Origin of the sequence: Micromonospora sp. NPDC048843, from assembly GCF_040649965.1 — a bacterium.
GTDB classification, from domain to species: domain Bacteria; phylum Actinomycetota; class Actinomycetes; order Mycobacteriales; family Micromonosporaceae; genus Micromonospora; species Micromonospora hortensis.
Genome location: NZ_JBEZGJ010000118.1, coordinates 1 through 23,726, shown reverse-complemented (window position 1 = coordinate 23,726; position 23,726 = coordinate 1). Strand labels below are relative to the sequence as shown.

General features: G+C 70.0%; 18 protein-coding genes and 3 pseudogenes. 8 read left to right on the top strand and 13 right to left on the bottom strand.

Features of this window, described 5'->3' with window-relative positions; all coding sequences use genetic code 11:
• The 3 genes from AB0C20_RS24545 to AB0C20_RS24535 form a co-directional block, all read left to right on the top strand.
• A partial coding sequence (locus AB0C20_RS24545; protein ID WP_357568814.1) for a Zn-binding domain-containing protein occupies positions 1-1,593 on the top strand: 1,593 nt, incomplete at its 5' end.
• A 99-nt stretch (positions 1,594-1,692) separates the two neighbouring features.
• The gene (locus tag AB0C20_RS24540; protein WP_328651309.1) at positions 1,693-1,902 is read left to right on the top strand and encodes a hypothetical protein; all 210 of its coding nucleotides are present in this window, start codon (positions 1,693-1,695) and stop codon (positions 1,900-1,902) included.
• Positions 1,903-2,066: 164 nt separating this feature from the next.
• The gene (locus tag AB0C20_RS24535; RefSeq protein WP_238684778.1) at positions 2,067-2,645 is read left to right on the top strand and encodes a hypothetical protein; all 579 of its coding nucleotides are present in this window, start codon (positions 2,067-2,069) and stop codon (positions 2,643-2,645) included.
• Positions 2,646-3,177: 532 nt separating this feature from the next.
• Here AB0C20_RS24535 and AB0C20_RS24530 read toward each other — a convergent pair.
• The 10 genes and pseudogenes from AB0C20_RS24530 to AB0C20_RS24485 form a co-directional block, all read right to left on the bottom strand.
• Positions 3,178-3,513 (bottom strand): annotated as a pseudogene (locus AB0C20_RS24530) (Rv3654c family TadE-like protein); the annotation flags it as partial.
• A gap of 77 nt (positions 3,514-3,590) precedes the next feature.
• The gene (locus AB0C20_RS24525; RefSeq protein WP_357188872.1) at positions 3,591-3,950 is read right to left on the bottom strand and encodes a TadE family type IV pilus minor pilin; all 360 of its coding nucleotides are present in this window, start codon (positions 3,948-3,950) and stop codon (positions 3,591-3,593) included.
• 83 nt (positions 3,951-4,033) lie between these two features.
• A complete protein-coding gene (locus AB0C20_RS24520; protein ID WP_357188870.1) occupies positions 4,034-4,201 on the bottom strand; it encodes a DUF4244 domain-containing protein in 168 nt (55 codons plus the stop codon).
• 23 nt (positions 4,202-4,224) lie between these two features.
• Complete coding sequence (locus AB0C20_RS24515; RefSeq protein ID WP_357188920.1) at positions 4,225-4,806, bottom strand: type II secretion system F family protein; 582 nt, start codon at positions 4,804-4,806, stop codon at positions 4,225-4,227.
• A gap of 200 nt (positions 4,807-5,006) precedes the next feature.
• Positions 5,007-5,600, bottom strand: a pseudogene (locus AB0C20_RS24510) (hypothetical protein); the annotation flags it as partial.
• A gap of 725 nt (positions 5,601-6,325) precedes the next feature.
• Positions 6,326-7,537: a TadA family conjugal transfer-associated ATPase gene (locus tag AB0C20_RS24505; RefSeq protein ID WP_357568813.1), complete on the bottom strand. Its 1,212-nt coding sequence runs from the start codon at positions 7,535-7,537 to the stop codon at positions 6,326-6,328.
• Positions 7,534-8,637 carry a septum site-determining protein Ssd gene (gene ssd / locus AB0C20_RS24500; protein WP_357568812.1) on the bottom strand — a complete coding sequence of 368 codons (1,104 nt, stop codon included), beginning with the start codon at positions 8,635-8,637 and terminating at the stop codon, positions 7,534-7,536. The genes AB0C20_RS24505 and ssd overlap by 4 nt, the downstream gene beginning before the upstream one ends.
• A 220-nt stretch (positions 8,638-8,857) precedes the next feature.
• On the bottom strand, positions 8,858-9,868 hold the full coding sequence (locus AB0C20_RS24495; protein WP_357568811.1) for a CU044_5270 family protein: 1,011 nt from the start codon (positions 9,866-9,868) through the stop codon (positions 8,858-8,860).
• Positions 9,868-10,422 (bottom strand): sigma-70 family RNA polymerase sigma factor, encoded by a 555-nt coding sequence (locus AB0C20_RS24490; RefSeq protein ID WP_357188862.1) that lies wholly within the window; start codon positions 10,420-10,422, stop codon positions 9,868-9,870. Before AB0C20_RS24490 ends, AB0C20_RS24495 begins: the two co-directional genes overlap by 1 nt.
• Positions 10,423-10,533: 111 nt before the next feature.
• Entirely contained in the window at positions 10,534-10,737 is a 204-nt protein-coding gene (locus tag AB0C20_RS24485; RefSeq protein ID WP_357188860.1) for a hypothetical protein, read from the bottom strand.
• A gap of 717 nt (positions 10,738-11,454) precedes the next feature.
• On the opposite strand from AB0C20_RS24485, the gene AB0C20_RS24480 reads away from it, so the two are divergent.
• Positions 11,455-11,793: a hypothetical protein gene (locus AB0C20_RS24480; protein WP_266304098.1), complete on the top strand. Its 339-nt coding sequence runs from the start codon at positions 11,455-11,457 to the stop codon at positions 11,791-11,793.
• 1,852 nt (positions 11,794-13,645) lie between these two features.
• Here the strand turns inward: AB0C20_RS24480 and AB0C20_RS24475 are convergent.
• Both AB0C20_RS24475 and AB0C20_RS24470 read right to left on the bottom strand, forming a co-directional pair.
• Entirely contained in the window at positions 13,646-14,113 is a 468-nt protein-coding gene (locus AB0C20_RS24475) for an NUDIX hydrolase (RefSeq protein WP_357568810.1), read from the bottom strand.
• Positions 14,114-14,139: 26 nt separating this feature from the next.
• Positions 14,140-15,363, bottom strand: coding sequence for a helix-turn-helix transcriptional regulator (locus AB0C20_RS24470; protein WP_357568809.1), 1,224 nt, complete (start codon positions 15,361-15,363; stop codon positions 14,140-14,142).
• Positions 15,364-16,174: 811 nt separating this feature from the next.
• Here AB0C20_RS24470 and AB0C20_RS24465 point away from each other — a divergent pair.
• A complete protein-coding gene (locus AB0C20_RS24465) occupies positions 16,175-16,978 on the top strand; it encodes an HAD-IB family hydrolase (protein ID WP_357188858.1) in 804 nt (267 codons plus the stop codon).
• A 145-nt stretch (positions 16,979-17,123) separates the two neighbouring features.
• Here the strand turns inward: AB0C20_RS24465 and AB0C20_RS24460 are convergent, their stop codons facing one another.
• Positions 17,124-17,870 carry an oxidoreductase gene (locus AB0C20_RS24460; protein WP_357568808.1) on the bottom strand — a complete coding sequence of 249 codons (747 nt, stop codon included), beginning with the start codon at positions 17,868-17,870 and terminating at the stop codon, positions 17,124-17,126.
• Between the two features lie 219 nt (positions 17,871-18,089).
• On the opposite strand from AB0C20_RS24460, the gene acs reads away from it, so the two are divergent.
• The 3 genes and pseudogenes from acs to AB0C20_RS24445 all read left to right on the top strand — a co-directional run.
• Positions 18,090-20,054 carry an acetate--CoA ligase gene (acs, locus tag AB0C20_RS24455; protein ID WP_357188854.1) on the top strand — a complete coding sequence of 655 codons (1,965 nt, stop codon included), beginning with the start codon at positions 18,090-18,092 and terminating at the stop codon, positions 20,052-20,054.
• Between the two features lie 267 nt (positions 20,055-20,321).
• On the top strand, positions 20,322-23,117 hold the full coding sequence (locus tag AB0C20_RS24450) for an immune inhibitor A domain-containing protein (RefSeq protein WP_357568807.1): 2,796 nt from the start codon (positions 20,322-20,324) through the stop codon (positions 23,115-23,117).
• 333 nt (positions 23,118-23,450) lie between these two features.
• A pseudogene (locus AB0C20_RS24445) lies at positions 23,451-23,726 on the top strand (protease); the annotation flags it as partial.

Genomic DNA, 23,726 nt, shown 5'->3' with positions numbered 1-23,726 from the left:
TCCCCCCGCGGCGGGGTGACCTTCGCACTCTGGGAACCGCCGCTGCTGCCACCCGACTCGTCGGCCTCTTCGCCGGTGCCGCCGCAGGCGACGGGCGAGCACGACGAGCTTCACCAGGTCCGCCGGTCGGCGCTGCGCGAGACCGCCGACCTGCTCGCCGACACGGTCGCCGAGGGGGTACGCACCCTCGCGTTCGTCCGCTCCCGCAAGGGTGCCGAGGTGGTGGCCGCCAACGCGCGTCGAGCGCTGGACGACGCGGTGCCGGGGCTCGGCGACCGGGTCGCCGCCTACCGGGGCGGTTACCTGCGGGAGGAGCGACGCGAGCTGGAACGGGCCCTGCTGCACGGCGACCTGCTCGGCCTGGCCTCCACCAACGCGCTGGAGCTGGGCGTGGACCTGGTCGGGCTCGACGCGGTGCTGATCTGCGGCTACCCGGGCACCCGGGCGTCGCTGTGGCAGCAGGCGGGCCGCGCCGGGCGTTCCGGGCAGGAGGCCCTCGCGGTGCTGGTGGCCCGGGACGACCCCCTGGACACCTACCTGGTGCACCACCCGGAGGCGATCTTCGGCGCGCCGGTGGAGGCGACGGTGCTCGACCCGGCCAACCCGTACGTGCTGGCACCGCAGCTCGCCTGCGCCGCGGTGGAGGCACCGCTCACCCCGGCCGACCTGGTGCTCTTCGGCGACGGGGCGAAGGAGGCGGTCGACCAGCTGGTCGCGGCGGGGGCGCTGCGGCAGCGGCCCACCGGTTGGTACTGGCGGCACCGGGAGCGGCCCGAGGTGGACCTGCGCGGTGAGGGCGGCGCCCCGGTCGCCGTGGTGGAGTCGTCGACCGGCCGGCTGCTCGGCACCGTCGACGGCGGCTCGTCGCACTTCCTGCTGCACTCCGGCGCGGTCTATCTGCATCAGGGCGTCTCGTACGTGGTCGACCAGCTCGACCTGGCCGACGGTTGCGCGCTGGTACGCGCCGAGGAGCCGGACTGGTCCACCCACGCCCGCGACGTCACCGACCTGTCAGTGGTGTCGGTGCGCTCCTACGTGGACGCCGGCCCGGTCGGCATGTTCCTCGGCGAGGTGGACGTGACCAGCCAGGTGGTGTCGTACCAGCGGCGGCGGATCGCTACCGGCGAGGTGATCGACACCCGGCCGCTCGACCTGCCCGCCCGGGAGCTGCGCACTGTGGCGGTCTGGTTCACCCTGTCACCGCAGTCGTTGGCCCTCGCCGGGGTCCAGCCGGCCGACGTGCCGGGCGCTCTGCACGCCGCCGAACACGCCGCGATCGGCCTGCTGCCGCTGATGGCCACCTGCGACCGGTGGGACATCGGTGGGCTCTCCACCGCCATCCACCCGGACACCGAGGCGCCGACCGTCTTCGTCTACGACGGGCATCCGGGTGGCGCCGGCTTCGCCGAGCGGGCGTACGGAACGGCGGCGGCGTGGCTGCGGGCCACCCGGGACGCGATAGCGGAGTGCGGCTGCGAGGCCGGCTGCCCGTCCTGCGTGCAGTCACCGAAATGCGGCAACGGCAACAATCCCCTCTCCAAACCGGACGCGATCCGGGTGCTCGACGTGGTGTTGACGAACCTGCCCAACTGACCGGCTTGCATGAATCGGCATGGCACGGGGCACAATGATGTGGGAGCGCTTCCATCGATGCCAATGTTGCTGATCGCCCCCCGTGCCCGAGGAGAAGCTGTGGCCGACACCATCGCCGAGACCGTCGACCTGCTCTACACCATCGACCAGGACAATCTCACCCTCGACCAGCAGATCGCGCTGGGGTCGGCACTGGCCGCCCTGGCCCAGGCGGAACGGCTGGAACAGATCAACGAGCGGCTGCGCGGCATCCACCAGGTCCTGAACACCTGGTCGCTGCGGGCCGCGACCTCCGTCGACAGTCGCTGAGGTCTTCGGAGTGATCCTGCTAGGGCACCAGTGACCACTCCGTGCTGGGTAGTCGTCCGGCGACCGCGACGGCTACCCAGCAGCAACTGATCATGGGCAGCAGGGAGCGCGACGGTTGTCGGGCTGTGCGAGACTCCGGCGCACCAACCCCCAGAGGAGTACACATGCAGCTCGACAACTTGCAGGGCCAGCACCAGTTCCACATCCGCCAGCGACTGCGCATGATGGTCAACCAGTACGAGGTCCGGGCGGTCTCCCCCGACGGCACCGAGGGTGAGCTGCTGGCGTTCGCGCAGCAGAAGCGGCTCGCCTTCAAGGAGCAGGTGACCATCTACACGGATGACTCCAAGCAGCAGCCTCTGCTCGGCTTCAAGGCCCGCCAGCGCATCGACCTCGGCGCGACGTACGACGTCACCGACGCTGCGGGCAACGCGATCGGCCTGTTCCGCAAGGACTTCGCCCAGTCGCTGCTGCGGTCCACCTGGCACGTCGAGCAGGGCGGCCTGCCGCAGGTGACGGGCCAGGAGCGCAGCATGCCGGTGGCACTGCTGCGTCGATTCGTCGACTCGCTGTCCTGGCTGCCGTACCACTTCGACTTCACGGCGAACGGCCAGCCGGTCTTCACCGTGGTCAAGAAGTGGGGCCTGCGCGACAAGTACGTCGTCGAGGTGCAGAACCCGCAGATCGACCGTCGCCTGGTCATCGCGATGGCAGTCGCCCTCGACGCGCTCCAGGCCCGCTGACACACCCGGCCTGGACCAGGGCGGCGCGGGGCGGTGCCGTTCGGTTCGGTGCGGTTCGGCGCGGCGACCCACCACGGTCGCCGTCGCGGCCACCCAATCCTCGGCAGCCGGCCGGGACCTGGACCTCGACCAGTCCCGGCCGGCAGGCCGTGATCCCCGACCGGCAGACGTCGGGCGCGATCCCCGGCCGGCAGGCCGTCGGCCGCACTCTCGGGCGGCGTGCCGTTGGTGACTCGGTGTCCTGACGGGTCCGGTCCCCCTCTGGAGCTGATGTCGTAAACGAATCACCCTTGATGTCGTAACCGATTCAGCTCCACAGCACCCACCAATCCCACCAGGGCCCTGGCTCCTTCGGCCACGCGCTGGCCCGTACCTGCGCCTGGTGCCGCACCACGAGTCAATTCGGGAACGCCACAGGCCGCTCTCTCCACAGGCCCCGCCCTGCGCACGCCGCGCCCGACCACGGGGCGCGCCTGGGCTGCCCGCACCGCGCCGCCGGACGCGGCGGTGAGCAGTGACGCCGCCGCGAGGGTCAGCCTCGCACCGGACCGGCGCGGGCGCTCGCTGCGGCCACCCGCGTCAGGCCGGGTAGTGGCGTGAACGCCACCTCGACCGTCACCAGCACGTCCAGCCCGTCGAGGCGACAGCCGACCAGCCGGCCATCGTTGCGACCGACGAGGTCGGACGCGGACGCACAAGCCGCAGCGTCGCCGTCGAGCGCCCGGGCTGCCCCGGCCAGCGCGCCGAGGTCGGCTGCCACAGCCGCTCGCTGGCTCGCCATTCCGGCGGCGACGATGGCGGCGCCGAACGTCCCGAACACCACGAGGACGAGCCCCATCGCCAGCAGCAGGACCGTCGCGCCACCTCGCTGCCGGTCCGGCCGGCCAGCAACGAGCCCTCCGGCAGCCGGTTCTCTACCGGAGCGGGGTGACGGATCTCTTTGCACTACCAGCTCCCCTCATGCGCGCCCGGTTCGACGGCGGCGACGGCGGTGGCGACCACTGTGATTCGCGGTAGCCGACCGCCCAACGTCCGGACGGGTGCCCTTACCGTCGCCCGCACCCGGTCGCCGTCGACGGACACCGACACCGCCGCCCCCGGCGGCGCTGCCCGGCCACCCTCCGCGCTGCCGTCCGCGCCCCGGGCGGCGGCTAGCGCAGCCTCCCGGGCCGCGTGCAGGCAACCCGCCTGCACGCTGACGGCGTTGACAGCGGTCAGGCCGGCCAGCAGAAGCAGGAGCAGCGCCGGCAGGCCGGCCGCCAGTTCGGCGGTGAAGGACCCCCGGTCCCCGCCAACGGTCCGCACGAGGACGCGAAGTCTCCGCCCGCCGCGTGCCGCCAGCCCGGGAACACTCGACCCTGAATCGCGGCCGGCCCGCCGGCGCCCGATCACTTCAGCGCCCGGTCGATGACAGCGGTCAGCGCCGACTGGACGTTGCCGGAGGTCAGCACCTTCAACAGGATCCCGGCGAAGGCGACCGCGGCGAGGGTGCCCACGGCGTACTCGGCCGTGTTCATCCCGGCATCGCCGCGTAGGCGATCGATGAGTTTGCGCATTACTGTTTCCCCTTCTCGATGGGTCAGAGCACATCGCCGAGAACGGCGACGATCACCGGCACGAGTCCGGCGAGAATGAACGCCGGCAGGAAGCAGAGCCCCAGCGGCAGGACGATGAGCACACCCGCCCGCCGGGCCGATGCCTCCGCAGCGGTGGCACGGTCGGCGCGCAGGTCGTCGGCGAGCCGGGTCAGCGCGCCGGCCAGGGCGGCACCACTGTTGGCCGAGCGCAACGCCGCCGAGGTCAGGCGCTCGGCGCCGGGCACGCCGTCCAGCGCGGACCATGCCTCTGCTGGGCCACCACCGAGCAGCAACGTGCGGCCAACCCGGGCCAACCGGCCGGCGAGCGGCCCGTCCAGCGCCTCGGCGACGGCCAGCACCGAGCGATCCACTGGGGCACCCGCCCGCATCGCCGCAGCCAGCAGGTCAGCGGCGAGCGGTAGGTCAGCGGCCTCCTGCTGCCGCCGCCTCCGCACAGCGGGCGACTCGATCCGCCGCAACAGGACATCAAGCAGGAACGCGGCCGGGAGAGCGCCGAGCAGCCCGAGCCAGCCCTCGACGACGATGGCCACGGCGAGCCCAGCCAACACCGCCACGAGCCGGATCGCGTCCGGCCGCCGCCGCCTGGTTGAGCTGGGCTGGCTCGCCGAGCTGGCTTGGCCGACTGGGCTGCGTTGGCCTGCCCCGCTGCGTTGGCCTGCCCCGCTGCGTTGGCCTGCCCCGCTGCGTTGGCCTGCCCCGCTGCGTTGGCTCCCCGGTCTGCGTTGACCGGCTGGGTTGGGCCGGCCGGCTGGGCCGCGGGCCGTCATTCTGCCCGCCCCGGTGTCGCGCCCAGCCGTTCCGCCCACAGAAGGCCCACGACCTGAAGTGCGACCGCGACAACCGCGCTAACACCGCCGACAGTGCTGTGCAGGAGCACCGCCATGGGGTCGACGCCGATGCCGTACCCCAACCCGATCCCGCCGATCGGCAGAGCCGCCAGTAGCCAGGCCGTGGCCCGGGCACCGGCCGCCTGGGCGGCCGCCGCGGCCAGACCCCGGTCGGTTGCCCGAGCGTCCGCCTCGATCCGCTCCAGAAGCTCCGCCAGCGGCGCACCGGTCTGGTCGGCCAAGCGCACCGCCGCCGAGGTCAGCTGACGTAGGCGGCTCGCCCCGTCACTCTCGATGGCTGTGACGTCAAGCGCGTGTGAAACGGGCAGGCCGGCCCGTAGGTCCGCCGCGAGGCCGCAGAGCTGGTCCAGCCCATGTCGTCGGCTCCGCTCGGCGCTCCGGTTCACTCGCCAGCGCAGCGCGGCGCGTACGGCCAGCGTGCCGTACCCGGCCATGGCGACCGCGGCCACCGGACCACCGACCACGGCACCCACACCGCCCCCGAGCAGACCGACCACCGGCAGCACGCGCGTCGTCGATCGCGAGATGCGCACCGACGGGTTCGTACCCGGCGTTCTGTCGGTCGGGCCGACGCGCCCGTGGGCACGACAATCAACGATCGCGCACCCGTCGGACGCCACCCCGCCGGACGCCGCCCCATCGGACGCCGCCTTGGCGGACGCGTCGCCCCGACAGCCGGCGTCCAGGTCGCTGTGCCCATCTGCGGTTGCCGGACCGGAGACGTCACTCCGACCAGCCGCGTCCACACCGCTGACACTGATCGTGGTCGTGGCCGCCGATACGCCCGACCGTTGTTCAGCGTCGAGCATGGTGGGAGCCACTTCCGGGCGGGCGGTGCCGGTCGGCCGTCGGGGATCCCGACGGGTCGGCGGGCGCGTAGAGCCCTCTGGACGCGTGAACCCGTCTGCCGCCCCCGGCCACCTCGGGCTGCGGGTGACGTCCCGGTCGGGCCAGCCGAGTGCCGTCCGTCGTCCGTTGGCGCCCGCAGTAGTCGCCGACTCGAACGCGATGCCAACTGGATGTCCCGGGGCAGCGCCGGTGCCATCGACCGGCCCGCCCGGCGTGCGACCTAGTTCCCTGATCCACTGCACCAGGGCGTCATCCGGATCGACGCCGCCGGCCCTCCGTCCCGGTGCCAGCACGCGACGTCGACGGGCCCGAATGCTCCGCATGGGCCACGCCACCAGGACAGCGGCGACCAGCAGCAGCGCCGCCACCAGCATCGTCTCGCCAGTCATGCCGGACCCGCCGATCCGGGCCACGGCTCGCTGAGAATGGGCGGCACCGTCACCCCACGCTCCCGCAGCAGCGCCCCGAGGGCACGGGCGGCGAGGCCGAGCCCACTGCCGCGCACCCAGGCGGGCACGACGGTCACCATCCGTTCGGGCCCCTCGGGCAGCAGCAGGCAGACCGACTCCAGGACGCGACCTCGATCGCCACGTCGTACCTGGAACAGCACCTGCAGCGCGGCGGCCACCTGGGCGTGTAGCGCGGCGCGAGGCAGCCCACCCAACATGCCCAGGGCCTCCAACCGGGCCGGCACGTCCGACGGTGTGTTGGCGTGCAGCGTGCCGGCACCCCCGTCATGGCCGGTGTTGAGCGCGGCCAGCAGATCGACCACCTCACCGCCCCGGCACTCCCCGACGACCAGCCGGTCCGGACGCATCCGCAACGCCTGTCGGACCAGGTCAGCCAGACTGACGACGCCTGTGCCCTCCACATTGGCGGTACGCGCCTGGAGCCCCACCACGTGCGGATGTCCGGGACGCAGTTCGGCGGCGTCCTCCACCAGCACGATCCGTTCGGTGGCCGGCACCATCCCCAGCAACGTGTTGAGCAGGGTCGTCTTGCCTGAACCGGTGCCCCCGGTCACCAGGTACGCCAGACGGGCCGCGACGACTGCGGCGAGCAGTGGTGCCAGCGGTCGCGGCACGGTGCCCTGGCGTACCAACTCGTCGAGGGTGAACGGCCGGTGTCGGAAGGTCCGCAGGGACAGGTAGGGACCTTCGGTCGCCACCGGCGGCAGCACGGCGTGCAGTCGGGTGCCGTCGGGAAGCCGCGCGTCCGCGTATGGCGAGCCGTCGTCGAGCCGCCGCCCCGCGCTGGCGATCAGCCGCTGCGCCAGCCGGCGGACGTCCTCCACCGAGCCCACCGGCACGGCGACCTGGTGCAGCCCCGACCCGCGGTCGACCCAGACCCGGGCGCCGTTGACGAGGACGTCGGTGACCTCCGGGTCGGCGAGCAGCGGCGCCAGCGGCCCGGCGCCGACGAGGTCGTCGCGCACCCGGTCGGCGATCCGCAGCATGGCCGTGTCACCGAGCACCGCGGCGGTGGGCTCGGCCCGTACCGCGGAGACGATCGCCGCGGCGGTGACCGGGGTGGTGGCGGCGGCGATCCGCTGGCGTACTCGGGCGGCGAGCGTGCCGTCCTCCGGCCCGGCGGTCATGCCGCACCCGTGGCCGGCACGCCGGTCAGGTCGGTGACGATCCGTTGGCAAAGCATGGCCAGTGGGCCCTTGCCCCCGGCGGCCGGCGCCTCGCCCCGCTCCAGCCCACGGCAGAGCCCCGGCTCAGGGCGCAGCGTGCCGGCCAGCGGGAGGCCCAGCGCGCGTGCCACCTCGGTCGCCCGCAGCCGCCCCGGGGCGGGACCGCGCACCACGACCGAGAGCGCTGCGCAGTGCGGGGCGGCTGCGGCCACCACCCGTGTGGCCGCCGCGGTGGCGCGCAACTCGGCCGGCACGACGACGAACGCCTGGTCGGCGGCTTGCAGCGCCACCACTGCCGCGTCGTCCAACTGTCGGGGCAGGTCGATCACCACGAAGTCCCGCCCACGCCTGGCCGCGTCGACGGTCGCCGCCATCGCCGTCGCTGGCAACGTCAGCATCTCGCCGCGGTCCCAGGAGAGCACCACGAGGTCACCCCGGCTGGGCAGGGCCTGCACCAGCGCCGGGGCGTCCACCCGCCCGTCGGCGCTGGTGAGCGACGGCCAGCGCAGGCCCTCCAGCTGCTCCCAGCCCAGCACGAGGTCGAGACCACCACCGAGCGGGTCGGCGTCGACCAGGAGGGTGCGCAGCCGGGCCCGGGCGGCGGTCACCGCAAGACCACCGGCGAGCACACTCGCGCCCGCGCCGCCCCGCCCACCAAGGACCGCGACGACGCGGGCGCCGACGCCGGCCGGACGGTCCGGGTCATGCTCGGCGAACCGATCCACCAACCACGGCTCCGCGGCCGGCAGCGTGGCGACGTGCTCGGCCCCGATCAGCTCGGCGATCTGCCAGCCCGGGTCGAGCTGACCGGCCCGGCCGAGCAGCACCAGCCGGGGCCGCTGCGGCAACCGGGCGCGCAGACACGCCTGCGCCTGATCGGCGCCGAGCAGCACCAGGGGCGCGGGAAGCCAACGGGTACGGGCAGCCGCTGGGTCGCGGGCAAGCTCCACCTCGGTCCCGCCAACGGCGGCGAGCCGAAGCACATCATCGAGCAGTTCGTCGTCGCCGGTGACGACCAGCGGGAGCCGGCGGATCGGCGGAACCGTGGTACGGGGTGGCATCGCGGCCTCCAGCGGTCGGGCTCTGGTATGCCGCCGACAGTGCTCGGAATCCGCCCCACGGGCCGCCCAGATGTCGTCGCCTGTGGACAACCTGGTGGCCTGTGGAAAATCCCCGCCGAGACAGTTGATCTGCTACGGGCACGGGCACATCAGCAGCTAGCGCCGCTGAGCCAAAAACAGCGGGGCCGCTCCCGAAAGGAGCGGCCCCGCGAGTCGGTGGTCAGCCGGGCTGATTTGTCCAAGCGGCATCGAGGATCACCTTGTACGAGCTGATCCGCACTGGCGACAGCGTCAACAGCTCATCGGCGAGCAATTCGCCCGTCTTCGGATCGAAGATCAGAAGACATTGCTGGTCGTGTTCGCGGTCGTCGAAGGTGACGGCGACTCCTTTGCGGCCGGCACGGTCCGTGACCTGCCCCCGCCAGCGGAAGCCGGGCACGTCGGCGAGAACCCGCAGGACCGCCGCTCGGGTCGCACGCGGCACGACGTACTGCGCGTAGAGCGTGCCGACCCACTTGCTCGCCGCCCCCGCGCCGTACTCGACCTTCAGCCGCTCCCGGAGCTCCGACGGGTCGGCCGACAGCGGCCTGACATCCTCGGGCGACAGCGGCCTGACGCTCGGTGCGGGGGTGCCGGTGGCTGCTGGCCGCGCAGCGCTCTCGCGCTGCCAGTAGTCCCGGGACTCCTGGTCCGGGTACTGCGGCTCCAGTTGGATCCTGATCTGGTTACCGGTCCCGTCGAGGGCCTGCCAGATCTTCGTCTCGCTGGCATAGGCCACGTGGTGGCGACCGTCGGCAGACGTCATCACCGGACTGCCCCACACCTTGGTGTGGTGATACATGTAGCGCCCGCTCTGGTGGTCGTACCCCGCGTCTTTGATCTTGTCGGCCAGCATGCGTAGCTGCGGACCGGCGGCCGGCGGATCCGCGTCGAACTGGTACGCGACCGGCACGAGCACCAACCCCGCTGCCGCCGGCGGCCCGACCGGCGTGTCCGGTGCGTCCTCGCCGAACGGCTGGAGCACCGCCACGGCACCGACCGCGACCGCCAGCGTCCCGGCCGTCAGGACCAGCCGGCGGGTCGGGCGTACGTGACGATGCTCGGCGACCGTTTCGGTAGCGCTGGCGCGTTCGATCAGCTCGCGCGCCGAGACCAGCGGCGGCCCGACAGCGGCGTTCCGGGCCGGGTCGGCCGGGCCCAGAAGAGTACGGGTGCGCTCTGCTCCGAACATCACAGATCCTCTCGAATGGTCACCAACACCGGGCTACGCCGGGTCTGCGCGGGCCGGCCCGACATTGCTTCGGCAAGACGACGGCGGGCGCGGTGCAGGCGCACCGCGGCGGTCGCCCCGGTGCAACCGAGAACCTTGGCCGCCTCGGACACCGTCAGCTCCTCCCAGCCGATCAGCCGGAGGATTTCCTGGTCGAGATCGTTGAGGGTGGCCAGAGCGGCCCGGACGTCGGCGACCCCGACTGTCGTGTCGGCGCCCGACGATCCGGCCAGCCGCTCGAGGTCGACATCGGTGATGGAGAGGAGGTCCGGTGTGCTGCGTCGAGACCGCCACTGGTTCGCCAGCAGGCGCCGGGCCACCCCGTACAGCCAGGGCAGGCTGCGGTCCGGCACCTCGACGCGGCGACGCCAGGCGACGACGAAGACCTCCTGGGCAAGTTCCGCCGATGCATCCCGGTCAGCGAGCCGGCGCAGGCCGTACCGGACCATGTGCTCGTACTCGGCGGCGTAGAGCCTGGTGAACCAGCCCTCGTCCCGCTTCTTCGGTGGACCCACCCGAACCCCCATTGCCTCGGCGACTCTCACAGTGGCTTGTGTCGCTGAGGGCCCCGGGATTACCGCACGGCCGAGGGCGGGTGCCGCCGATCGGGAAAACGAGCGATGCGTTCAGTCGTCGATCGCCTGGTAGACGGTGGTCCAGAAGTCGTGCCACATCGGCAGCCGCTGGTCACCTGCGTGCGCCCGCTGCATGAACACGATCGTCGTCAGGTCCTCGGCGGGGTCGTTGTACCAGGCGGTGCCGTAGAAACCGGGCCATCCGTAACTGCCGACCGAGGGCCCGAGGTGCGTACGCCGGGTCCGGACCGACATTCCGAAACCCCAGCCGATGGCGTCGAAGTAGCCCGGCCAGAACCCGGAGGTTGCCTTCTGCGTGGGGGTCAGGCTCGATGTGCACCTCGCCGTGCCGGGCGAGGACGACCACCATGCCCGGGACGAAGCCGGACTCGACGTGGTGCTCGAGCAACCCTTGCAGCCGAGCCAGCCGCTTCGGCGAGAAACCACCAGCAGCCACGTGTTTCCTCCCCGGCTCGTCCCGTTTGGCAAATTACACGCGACGTGGCGATCGCACGGTCCGTGCGAAGAGGTGGGGAGGAGCAGTACCGCTCAGCACAGGTGCTTCCTGCGATGGAGCGTTTCCAGGGGGAAAGGGACGACCCCCATCGGGGGGAAAGTGACCTGACGTAGCAGCGAGTGTGATCAAGTGCCGTACCGCGTGGTCAGACGTACCGGTAGTGCTGTCGAGCATGATCGGGAATCGCCACGCGGTACGGCGTCCGCTGACGATCCGCTGACTTTGGAATGGCGCGCTGCGGGCGCCCGAGGACGGCCGGAGGCCGCCCGCAGGGCAGTCCGCGAGCGAGCATCAGCCCGACCTCTGCCTTGCAAAGATCATGCGGCATGTCGGCGGGCGTCGACTGCTGCTGCTGACCTGCTCGGCCTGTCGGCTACCGCCGCTTCTCGCTCCCTTCGGTGGGCCGGCTTGGCTGTACGGATGGCTGTACAGCCGTCGTCTCTCATACTCGACCGGTGACTGCTGCGGATCTTCCAGCCCGGTTCAGGCCCGTCATCGAGCAGGTGGTCGAACGGATTGCCGCCGGCGATTTCGCCGGCCTAGCGCGGGACTACTCGCGGTCGGGCCAAGACCTGGGCCTGTGGGCCCGCGAGCACCCCGCGACGTTCATCCCAATGCCGCCTGAGGCGTGGCACCACGTCGACGCCTACTTCCTTGCTGACCACGGCGTTTGGAAGGTCGATGTCGACCTGTGGTCTCAGGAGGAAGGGCGGAGCGACATGACCTTGCAGGTGAAGGTCTGGGAAGAGGCCGACGCGATCAAGCTGGCCATTGATGACCTGCACACTCTCTAGTAACGGCCACCCTCACCGCACCGCCAGTTAGGAAGGACGAAGATCATGGCCGACAAGGACCTGGTGGGCCAGATCAATGCGCGAAGTGCTTGACCGTTCGTGCCCCCTGGTGACCGGCGGGGGTGCCGGCTACTGGCACGTTGATGGCACGGCGCATCGGATGAATCCCGCCTTCCGGTACGGTGACGCTTCACGGATCGCGCCCTTACCGTCGTAGGCCTCGCCGTTCAGGGGGTAACGCGCATGCGAAGGACTAGCCGCATGGTGTGGTGGCCGCTCAGCATCTGCCTGATGGTGACGCCGGCTGCCTGTACGTCCTCAAAAGGGTCCAGCCAGGGTGAGGCCCGATCACCGGCACCAACTGCATCTCTGAGGGCTGACCCCAGCGCGTCCCCGTCAACCGACGGGAGCGCTAGGCAGGAGTCATGCACTGTATCGGGCTTTCCGCTACAGGAACCGCCGACAGATTATCGGCTCGTGGGAGAGGACGTCGCGGTACCTGACCGGACGGTGCTTCAAGCAGAGGAATCGGGGGAAGCGGATCCGGCAGCCCGGCTGTTCGCCAAATGGGGGTTGGTCGTACGCGGCGGCGCAGTAGTTGATCTTCGGGTGGCACATGGCTGGGAGGACAGGGCACGTCTCGGATGGGGCTCTTCAGTGGTGCCAGCCGTGAGCGCCCATGTGCGTGCCTGCACACCTGTCGATGACCAACCTCAGTGGCTGGCCTTTGTCGGCGGCACGTGGGTTGCGCGGGCAACCTGCCTACCGCTGACAATTTGGTCGCGGGGGCAGACGGCACAAGTGCAGCTGGGTATCGGTGTCCCATGCGACGGGACTGACACGCCGAGTTCCTAGTACTCCAACTGTGGACTATCGGGGAAAGTACTGATGGCCGCCCCTAATCGCACGTAAATCGCACGGCGGGCCTCAGAGCCATCTCCGCCGTGAGCCCCACGCACCGTGGAGTGGGCCAGGCCTGCTCGGCTCTGCCTGGGCTCCGGCGACCCCTGAAACAACACTAACAAAGAGGTTGTGGCGACGCTGCTGACGTGAATGGAAAGAATTAATCCGGCGATCCAAGATTAGCTGCGCTCTATTATACGTGCCCTCACGTACACTTATAGAGGCGATTGGGATCATGGAAATCGACGGAGAAAACGCCGGGAGGATGAACTTGATCGGCTTAATCCGCTCTAACGAATCGATGAAATTCTCGACGGTAACCTTTATGTCGTGCCGGTTGGTGCCGACATCTACGCGAATGGCACTGGCGTCCACCTCGATGCTGACACGCTCATGCTCGTTCGGCGTTACGAGCATGACGATGAGGCCCGCCATGTCTTCCCGTCCGACGAGGTCATCAGAGGTGTCGCAGCTAGACAGCCTGCCATCCTTGTGAGTTGCCACTAGACGCGTATCGCCGTTAATGGCGAGATCCGAAAGCGCTTGGTCTACGTCGTCCCAATATAATCGGATATTAGTTAGACGCTTACTCCACCCTATCGGCACATATGGCTTCAGCGGCATTTTGGGCGACCCTTTTTATCGCCGTGCTAACGGCAATGGTCGATCGCCGCTAGCGTATCAATTCGAGAGCGCTTCTCTCCATCCCGTCTGCCGTCGGCCCGCCCTCCTGGTGGGCGGGCCGCCTCCCGACCCACCGCGTCAAGCGAACCTTGAGGCACGGTCGGGCGCTAGCCGGGTCCGCCGGCCCCTTGGGCATCCCGCTTCCGCGCCAACGGCCGGGCGTGTTGGGTGGCCGGAGTCGGAGCGCCAGCGGAGCGACGGACGCGCGTCCAAGCGGCGGCGCGTGCGGCCCGTTCAGGGCCAACTTGGCCGTATCTAACTACGGTTAGATTTCGCTGCCGTGTTCGGCATACGTGGACACGCCGTTACTGCGCGCTGCAATAGCAGTTCGGATCCTACGGACGAGCCGGGGCGGGCCGTGCTGTTCCAAGGACCCTGCACTCACGTAACGCCACTCGGTAAGTTCACCGTCTGCGAAGCGAATGTCGCGTTCCTGCTCTGCGCCGAGCGATCCGCCGTCGAAGATGAAGAGGAGCTTGTCGCCTTCGTGCTCGGCGGGTGCCCAGTCCACGACCAGCATCGGCCCGACTGCCGGAGTGAGGCCCAGTTCCTCTTGGATTTCGCGTATGCAGGCTGCTCGGGGTGACTCGCCGGGTTCGACGTAGCCCCCGGGGATGTCCCAGTGGTTCTTGTAGCTGGGACGCACGAGGAGCACGCGGCCCTGGTCGTCGAAGAAGAGGGCGCCTGCGGCGACGCGCGGGGTTGCCATGGGTGGCATCTCGTTGGCCGTCACCAGGGCAGCCTAGATGGGGGCTGAGATCAGTCGAGCACCTTGAGCCGCCGGGCCAGCCCGACCAGTTCGGCCGAGGGCTTGCCGCGCTGTCGGCGTACCCAGGTCAGGGCGAGTTGTCGGCTGAGGAAGTGGTGGCGGACCTGTTCGGGTGCCATCTGTTCGGCGTCGAGCAGAGCGGCTTGGGCGTCGTCGAGCCGGTTCCACGAGCTGTAGGCGCGGGCGACTTCGAGGGCGTGCCGCACTCGGCGCTCCATCGGCAACCCTGCGGTGTTGACGCGCGGGCCGAGGTCGATGGCGACTTGCAGGTCGCCCAGCTCGGCGGCGGTGGCGACGCGGTGGATGGCGACGTTGGTCGGGCCGAACGCGGTCCAGAGGTGGTTGGCGTCGGCTCCGAGCTGGCGAGCGGCTTGATCGGCGGTGGCGAGGAAGGCGCGGGCGGTGACGGCGTCGTTGGAGCGGGCGGCGGCCATGGAGCCGGACAGAAACAGGGTTCCGTAGACGGACAGTAGTGCGGGCGTGGCGCGGCTCAGGTGCGGCTCAAGGTAGCCGGCGGCGTCTTCAATGAGGCGTACGGCTTCTGTGTAGCGGCCGGTGGCGTGTAGAGCGTGGCCCACCGAGCGGAAGAGGGAGCCGGTGATGAGTGGGTCGCCGGTGGGACGGACGGCGGTCAAGCCGCGGTCGGCGGCGATCCAGGCGAGGTCGCTCTCACCGAGCTTGGTGAGCTGTGTGGCGGCGAGTTGGTACGCCAAGCCGAGAAGGCGACGGGCCTGATCCTGGTCGTCGCCGTCGTGGTGGTCGGCGGCGGCCTGAGCGCGGTGCAGCAGGTCGGGCAGGCGGCCGGTGACGTACGCGAATCGAGAGTCTTGGTAGGCGTCCCAGAGAGCCCCCACCTCCTTCCTGAGTACGGCGACACTCGATGGCTCGGTTTCCGTGCCGCCGCTGAACGAGCCGAGGGCGCGGTAGTTCATCAGGGCAGCGCGCAGGGCGGGGACGGTCGTGGTGCCGCTGTCGCCGGTCCAGTCGAGCATCGAGGGTTCGCCGAGCAGGTCGCCGAGGGAGACGTCCAGGACTTCGGCGAGGGACTTGATGACGGAGAGCCGGTCCAGCTCGATCCGGTTGTTCTCGATCTTGCCCAACCAGTCGGCGGTGCGGCCGATGAGTCCGGCGAGGACTTCCTGGGACAGGCCGCGTCGGCAGCGGTACCAGGCGACGCGTTCGCCGATGGTCAGGTTGTTGGTTCTTCCGCGCACCGGTTCACCGTCTCCCCTGGGTCGTCTGCGGCCCCGGAAGGATTTTCCGGGTAGCTGGGCGGTATGTGCCACAACCTGTCTGCATGACGGGGCTGAAAGCATCGACCAACTGCCAACCCTGCTCGGGCGCGGGCTGGAAACACGGCGCCAACGACGAGGAGACGCGGTGTTTGACGTTCGGGTACGACTCGGCGCGGTGCTGGACATTGACGCGGTCGATCGCCTTCTGCCATCCGACGGGCCGGTGCGGTTGTGGGTGACCGGGGTACGGCTGGTGGCCAATCGCCCGCCGCGCGATGAGTGGATCTGGGTCGAGGGCATCAGGCTCTCTCCGTCGGGCCGTCGTGGCCCTCAAGCGCAGATCCTGGTACGCGCGAGCAAGCTTCCACCGGAGAGCCCAGTCCATGGAGCGTCCCCGCCAGCGTGACTTTCCGCCCGTCGCCTCAACCGGCCGACCCGGGAGGCACATCCTCAGCTGGCCGGAAGCGCTCCCGGAAAAGGGACGACCCCCGTCGGGGGGAGACGGGGGTCGTCGGAGGTTCGGCTCCGGGGGGGTCGAGCCGAACCACTCAGCGGTCACGGGGGGTGCAACCGCTGAGGGTCTGCCTGTTTCGAGGATGTGAAAGCTCGTCGTACGGACAAGTCTGCCTGAGCGGGCCCGTCACGTCGAGTGGTGCTGCCTCCACTCACTGCGAAAATCTCCTCGCAGAGTGTGAGCGTGATCACGCGGAGCGGAGAGCCCGCAGGTCTGAGGGGTGGCATGACCCCGGGCACCCGCCGACGATAGACCATCCGGCTAGACTTTCGCGCCGTGGGCCGAAGTGCCGCTTTCTTCGATCTGGACAAGACCGTCATCGCCAAGTCGAGCGCCCTGGCGTTCGGTCGTCCGTTCTACCGGGATGGGCTGATCACCCGGCGTGACGTGGTCAAGTCGGCGTACGCGCAGCTGATGTTCCGGCTGGGCGGCACCGACGAGCAGACCATGGCCCGAACACGGGACTACCTGGCTGCGCTCTGCAAGGGCTGGCAGGTGGAGCAGGTCCGCCAGATCGTCGCGGAGACGCTGCACGAGCTGATCAACCCCTATGTGTACGCCGAAGCCGCCGCCCTGATCGTGGAGCACCAGGCGGCTGGGCGGGACGTGGTGTTGGTGTCGGCGTCCGGCGAGGAGATGGTCCGGCCGATCGGCGAGTTGCTCGGGGTGACCGACGTGATCGCCACTCGGATGACGGTGAAAGACGGCCGGTACAGCGGCGAGGTCGAGTTCTACGCGGCAGGCCCGAGCAAGGTCGATGCGGTCAGCGAGTTGGCCGCCGCCCGGGACTACGACCTGGCTGATTCGTACGCCTACTCCGACTCGTACAGCGATCGCCCGCTCTTGGAGTGCGTCGGTCATCCGAGTGTGGTCAACCCGGACCGGCAGCTACGCAAGCTGGCCTCGGAGAACGCGTGGCCGGTGCTGGAGTTCCGGCACCCGATTCCGCTGGGCCGGCGGCTGCGGGAACGTCCTGCGGTCCCGGTGGCCGCGGCGGCCCTGGGGGTCGGGGTGGGCGTGGCCATCGGCATCGCCTGGTACGGCAGGCACCGTCGTACCCGGGCCGCCACCACCGCCTGACTCCACCCGCCCAACCCACTTCCAGGTCGATCATGGGCTTGTGGTGGGCGTCTTCGACCGATTGGCAGCTTTTGCGGGGCACCACGACTCCATGATCGATGCCGCGAGGACGGGCCGGTCCGGGGCGGCGGGGAACGATCGCCCCTCAGGCGGCGGCGAGGATCTCGTCTCCGATGGCGGTGAGCTGGTCGGTGCCGACCTCGACGGCGGCCATGTAGTGGCGTAGCCAGGAGCGCAGCCCGTCCGGGGTGCCGGTGGCGAAGGCGCCGGCCGCGCCGACGTACTCGGGTTCCCGCTCGTGGTGCCCCACGTCGACGGGGAGCAGGCCACGCGGGTCGAGGCCACTGGCGAGCAGCACCAGCCGGGCGGCCCCGCGGGCCACCACGCCGGACGGCCCGGCGAACGGGCGCAGGTTCAGCAACTCCCCGTGTACGACAGCGGCGAGCACCAGCGGGGAGACCTTCGTGCCGCCGGCGACGAGGCCGGCCAGCCCGTCCAGCCGGGTGGCGACCACCGGGTCGGCGATCGGGCGGCCCAGCTCGGCTTCCGACACCAGGTCCCGGGCGGCGAGCACGTGCAGCTTCGCGAGGGCCTGCCGGGGCGCCTTCGGCCACAGCTCGCTCAGGCCCGGCAGCGCTCCGGCGACCCGCAGCGAGCCCTGGAGCACCGGGTCGGTGACGGTGCCAGCCCGGACCGCCTCACGCTCGTGCCCGGCCCCTTCCAGGGCCGCGCTGGCCACCGCGGAGCGGAGGCTGACCTCGGCGGCGACCTGTCCACCGTGCCGGCGCAGCGCCCGGTGCCCGAGCGCCTGGTCGAACCGCGCGCGGGCCTGGTCGACGGCGGCGGTGATGTCGGCGAGCGCGAGCAGCGGGGCGAGCGGGTCGGTGGTCACCCCGCCACGCTAACGACCCGGCCCGGCGCGGCGGGCCGCACCCGCCCGCAACGCGACCGGGACCACCCGCCCCGGGGGCGTACCGACGGGGACGGGCCGCCGGGCGCGCGGCGGGGGCCGCTCGGCGCGACGCGGTGGGCAGCCGTGGCCGCTCGCGGGCCCCGCGACTACCCTCGTGCCATCGAGACCCAGGTCACCCCGAGGATGAGGAGTCACGGCATGAGCGAGGCATTGGCCAATCTGCTGAACGAGACGCGCCAGTTCCCCCCGCCGGCCGAACTCGCCGCGCACGCCAACGTCACCATCGACGCGTACGCCGAGGCGGAGGCCGACCGGCTGGCCTTCTGGGCGAAGCAGGCCGATCGGCTGGCCTGGTCGAAGAAGTGGGATGAGGTGCTCGACTGGTCGAACCCGCCGTTCGCGAAGTGGTTCGTGGGTGGGCAGCTCAACGTCGCGTACAACTGCCTGGACCGGCACGTCGAGGCGGGCCGGGGCGACAAGGTGGCGATCCACTGGGAGGGCGAGCCGGGCGACACCCGCACCATCACGTACGCGGACCTGCACGAGCTGACCTGCCGGGCGGCGAACGCGCTCACCGACCTGGGGGTGACCGCCGGCGACCGGGTGGCGATCTACCTGCCGATGATCCCGGAGGCGGCGGTGGCCATGTTGGCGTGCGCCCGGATCGGCGCCGCGCACAGTGTGGTCTTCGGTGGCTTCTCCGCCGACTCGTTGAGCAACCGGATCCAGGACGCCAGCGCCAAGGTGGTGATCACCGCGGATGGTGGTTACCGGCGGGGCAAGCCGTCGGCGTTGAAGCCCACAGTGGACGAGGCGGTGGCGAACTCCCCGTCGGTGGAGCACGTGCTCGTGGTTCGCCGCACCGGCGAGGACGTGGCGTGGTCGGAGAAGGACCACTGGTGGCACGAGACGGTGGAGACCGCCTCGGCCGAGCACACCGCGCAGCCGTTCGACGCCGAGCACCCGCTGTTCATCCTCTACACCAGCGGCACCACGGCCCGCCCGAAGGGCATCCTGCACACCACCGGCGGATACCTCACCCAGGCGTCGTACACGACGCACGCGGTGTTCGACCTGAAGCCGGAGACGGACGTCTACTGGTGCACCGCCGACATCGGCTGGGTCACCGGGCACTCCTACATCGTGTACGGGCCGCTCTCCAACGGCGCCACCCAGGTCATGTACGAGGGCACCCCGGACACGCCGAACAAGGGCCGGTTCTGGGAGATCATCGACAAGTACGGGGTGAGCATCCTGTACACCGCTCCCACCCTGATCCGGACGATGATGAAGTGGGGCGACGACATCCCGGCGGGCTTCGACCTGTCGTCGCTGCGCCTGTTGGGCAGCGTCGGCGAGCCGATCAACCCGGAGGCCTGGATGTGGTACCGGGAGCACATCGGCCGGGGCGAGCTGCCGGTGGTGGACACCTGGTGGCAGACCGAGACGGGCGCGATCATGATCTCGCCGTTGCCGGGGGTGACAGCGGCCAAGCCGGGTTCGGCGATGACGCCGCTGCCGGGCATCGTGGCCGACGTGGTGGACGACCAGGGCCAGTCGGTGCCGAACGGTGGTGGCGGCTACCTGGTGCTGCGCGAGCCGTGGCCGTCGATGCTGCGCACCATCTGGGGTGACGACGACAGGTTCATCGACACGTACTGGTCGCGTTTCCAGGGCATGTACTTCGCCGGCGACGGTGCGAAGAAGGACGACGACGGGCACATCTGGCTGCTCGGCCGGGTGGACGACGTGATGCTGGTGTCCGGGCACAACATCTCGACGACCGAGGTGGAGTCGGCGCTGGTGTCGCACCCGTCGGTGGCCGAGGCGGCTGTCGTCGGCGCGACCGACCCGACCACCGGTCAGGCGATCGTCGCGTTCGCCATTCCGCGCGGCACCACGGACATCGTCGGCGAGGCGGGCGAGCAGCTCATCGCCGACCTGCGCAACCACGTGTCGAAGACGCTCGGCCCGATCGCCAAGCCGCGGCAGATCATGCTGGTGGCGGAGCTGCCGAAGACCCGCTCCGGCAAGATCATGCGCCGGCTGCTGCGGGACGTGGCGGAGAACCGGTCGCTGGGCGACGTGACCACGTTGCAGGACTCCTCGGTGATGGACCTGATCTCCTCGGGGATGAGCGGCACGAAGTCCGACGAGGACTGACGGTAGGCGTACCCATTGGAGGGTGGTGGTCCGTGCGGACCGCCACCCTCCGTCATGTCTTACGGGTACGGTTCGTGCCGCCTCGCCGCTGTCACATCGGTCGGTCGGGGGAGTCGGGAGAAGCTGAACGGGCACAGGCGTCGGCCACCGCTGTCCTTTCGGCCGGTTGTGCTTTAGGTTCACGCAGGTTGGAAGAGTTCGACACACATCACATCGATTGTCGGCCACGCCAACGTCCTCCTCCCCATGCCCGAGAAACGGAGCGGCATGAACCACAAACCGCAGTCCAGGGCGCGGCGACGTCTACTCGTCGCACTGCCCGCCATCGCCCTCGCGGCCACATCACTGACAGTGAGTGGCAGCGCGGCGGCCCAGTCGCCGTCCGGCACCCCCCAGGCGGTGATCGGCGCCGACGAGCACTACATCAACTACGCCGAGCCCGAGGTGCAGCCGGACACCACCGGCCGTGAGGTGAAGGGCAAGGGTGGCATCTACACCCCTGCCGCGGAGTCCGCGCGCGCGTTCGACCAGAAGCACGCCCGGGGCAACCCGGTGACCGCACGGCAACTGGCCAAGGACGAGGCCAAGTCGCTGAAGACGGGCCAGAACCCCCGCAAGTTCAAGAAGGCCCCGACCACCCAGACGGCGAAGCTGCTGACGCTGCTGGTGGAGTTCAACGACAAGGCCAACGACGACTTCACCGGCGTGATGGTCCCCAAGACGGTGTTCGAGGACCGCACCTGCGTCCCCGGCACGGTCCAGAACGGCCCGAAGCACAACAAGATCCCAGACCCGGCGCGCCTGCCCCACGAGGACAACAACTCGATGTGGGTGCCGAACTTCTCGCCGCAGCACTACAACAAGATGCTCTACAGCAAGAAGGGCATCACCGAGCGGGTCCGCACGGACCTGAAGGGCCCGGACGGCAAGAAGGGCATCGACCTGTCCGGTCGCACCATGCACAACATGTACCTGGAGATGTCCAAGAACGCGTACACGGTGGACGGGCAGGCCAGCCCGTGGATCACGGTGCCGCACTCGGAGGGCTGGTACGCGGCCAACCGCTGCTTCCAGGACGAGACCGGCGCGTGGGTTCCCGGCCGTGAGCAGTCGATGAACGGCCACCCGGACAACCCGGCGGGCGCCGGCCGCCTGGCTACCGACGCGATCGACGCGCTCGTCGCGAAGGACCCGAACTTCCCGTGGGCCGACTACGACATCGAGGACCAGGCCGACCGCGACGGTGACGGCAACGTCTTCGAGCCGGACGGCGTGATCGACCACCTCGTGTTGGTGCACGCCGGTCAGGGCAAGTCCCGCGGCGGCGGCGCCGAGGGCGTGTACGCAGTGTGGGCGCACTCCTCCACGGTTGCCGGTGGCTACACCATCCCGGGCACCAACCTGAAGGCGTCGAACTACATCGTGCAGCCGGAGGACGCCGGCGTCGGCGTCTTCGCCCACGAGTTCGGCCACGACCTGGGTCTGCCGGATCTCTACGACACGTCCGGCAACGCCGACTCCGACGTGGACTTCTGGGACCTGATGGCCTCGGGCTCGCACTCGGGTGAGATCTTCCAGGCGCTGCCGACGCACATGGGCATCTGGGACAAGTGGGTGCTCGGTTGGGCCGACCCGCTGACCATCCGTCCCGGGTCGAACCCGCGTGAGGTGAAGCTCGGCCAGACGTCGCGCACCCCGATCGACTCCGAGGACGGCATCAAGGTCGACCTGCCGGACAAGGTGACGACGCTGGCGACCCCGCACAGCGGCACCAAGATGTGGCACAGCAACAACGACCAGGAGTGGGCCGACGTCAAGCTGAGCCGCTCTGTCGACGTGCCGGCGGCTGCCGACTCGAAGTTCTGGATGTGGAACAACTACATCATCGAGGAGGACTGGGACTACGGCTTCGTGGAGCTCTCCACCGACGGCGGTACGACCTGGACCGAGCAGAAGGTGTACGACGAGGGCGGCACGGTGGTCACCACGCCGGACGGCTACCCGGACCCGAACGGCCGCATGAACGACTTCGGCGGCAAGAAGTACGGCCTGACCGGCAGCACCGACGGCTGGCGGCACGACTACGTCGACCTGTCGGCGTACGCCGGCACGACAGTGCAGCTGCGGCTGCGCCAGGCCACCGACGAGGCGTTCGAGGAGCGCAACTGGTTCGTCGACGACTTCTCGGTCACCGGCGGCGGCGCCACCACCTGGAGTGACGACGTCGAGGGCGGCGCCAACGGCTGGACGGCCACGGTCGGCACCTTCGTCGACACCACCGGTGGGGGCTGGAAGGTCTCCAGCGGCACCGAGGTGCACGCCCAGTTCTACCTCGCGGAGTGGCGCAACTTCGACGGCTTCGACAAGGGCCTGAAGTACGCCTACGACACGATCTACTCGCACGAGGCGTGGAAGGTCGACCGGATCTCCTACAACGCCCCGGGCATGCTGGTCTGGTACCGGGACACCGCGCTCGGCGACGTCAACCACGTCACCGGGCAGATGACCGCGCTGCCCAGCTACGGTGCGAAGGGCGGGCTGCTCATCGTCGACTCGCACTTCGACCCGTTGCGGCGCACCGGTGAGGCGGCAGTGAAGGACCCGTCGGTCACGGACAACCTGCCGAGCCGTCCGCAGTCCTCGAACGCGGCCTTCACGCTGAACCGGACGTACCCGTTCACCGAGTGCCTGGAGGCGGCGGACGAGCCGTACAGCGCGTACTGCACGAAGTTCAAGGGACTGCCGCCGGTGAAGTCGTTCACCGACGCCAAGGGCTGGTACCCGGGCATCGAGATGCGCGATGGCGCGGCCTACGCCCGGGACAACGACGCGTCGGTGGTCCTGCCGTCGCGTAACAACGCGCCGTACACCACCCGGGTCACCAACCCGGACGGTAGCCCGGCGCCGGAGTTCTACGGCGTGACCCTGGGCGGTGGCGCGATCGTGCTGGGCACCGGAAACCCGGGCGACCAGGGCGTGAACTACGGCGTCTCGCTGACGATCAAGAAGGCTGCCGGGGACAACTCGTCGGCCATGATCTACGTGACCCCGGCGAAGAAGTAACGGTTTCACGGATCGACAACTGACTGTGGGGCCGGTGGCGGAGACGCTGCCGGCCCCACTGTCGCATGTGCGCTCAGGTTGATCGAATAATGTCGTTGTATACGTTCGTGACCGAGCCCGCGCTGGTCAACGGGGCTGATGAACCGGCGGGGTGTGACGGTGAAAAGCATTCCCAACAAAATCTTGCAACAAATCGACGCGTTCGTCTTCCCACCCGTCCCGCCAGTAACTATGTTCACCAATGGTCCCACTAGTGGGATCGATCTCCCACCGGCCCGTACCCCCGTTGGGCCGGTTCCCTCAAACCGGAGGTACCACGTGCGCAAAGTCGCAGTGGGTCTGCTCGGGCTCTCACTGACGGCGACAGGCCTGGCTTTCGGCCCGTCCGCCTCGGCGGCGCCTCAGCCCAAACTGCCGGCCGCAGCACCGGCCGCTGCCGAACCACAGGCGCTCAAGGATGAACTCCCCGACAAGCTCGAGGAGAAGCGCCGCGCACTGCGTGAGCAGGGGCTCAGCGACGTACTGAGCGGTCGGAGCAAGCCGATCGAGCGCAACGGAAGCACTGTCGTCAAGGTCGGCGAGGTCGCCAAGGCGGCCGGACTGGGCGCC